The organism is Chitinophaga sp. 01L420 (genome assembly GCF_056399985.1).
This window is the reverse complement of the sequence record NZ_JBFTSK010000137.1, coordinates 1-773: the sequence shown is the minus strand read 5'-3', so window position 1 is coordinate 773 and position 773 is coordinate 1. Positions and strand designations below refer to the sequence as shown.

Below are 773 nucleotides of genomic sequence, written 5' to 3'. Positions count from 1 at the left end.
GGAGAAGTAGCGGCAGTAGTCACTGCCACGCCAGGTATGTTTGTATTTACGAGTACACCTGTGGTGTTTACCGCAGGAAGTGTAAGTACCGCGTTGTTACCCGCAGCATCCTTAACAATACCGGTGATCGCAGCGCCCAGGGTAATGCCGTCCATATCCAGATCTCCGGCCTGCACTATATAGAGGAAACCTAATGTATCTGTGCCAGTACCGCCCTGATAGGTAGCCTGATGGGTAGTGCCACCAATGGTGATATCGAGTGTAGGCGTGCCTGTTACAACGATGGACTCACTGAAATGTGCTTTGAAACGGAGTCCTTCACCGAGGTGATAAATGCCATTAGCCGGTACATCTATCGATGTAATAGTAGGCGCCGTGCCATCATAAACGCGGCTTAGAATATTGGAAGCGGTATTTGGGTTGTTACCAACGTTCACGGCTACACTTGCCGGTATCTGTATAGTCACAGTACCATTAGCCGTAGGTGTGACGAGGACGGTATACGTAATGTTGTCTGTTGTCTGGAATGCACTTAATGTAGCATTGGTAGCRGTAATATCTCCTACTACAAATCCGGTTACTGCTTCTGTAAAGATAACTGTGGCCGTGAATGGCTGATTCAGCGGAGAAGTAGCGGCAGTAGTCACTGCCACGCCAGGTATGTTTGTATTTACGAGTACACCTGTGGTGTTTACCGCAGGAAGTGTAAGTACCGCGTTGTTACCCGCAGCATCCTTAACAATACCGGTGATCGCAGCGCCCAGGGTAATGCC

General features: G+C 49.4%; 1 protein-coding gene. It reads right to left on the bottom strand.

The features are described from left to right. On the bottom strand, positions 1 to 773 hold a 773-nt coding region (locus AC1DP6_RS36495; protein ID WP_477059310.1), incomplete at both ends, for an Ig-like domain-containing protein.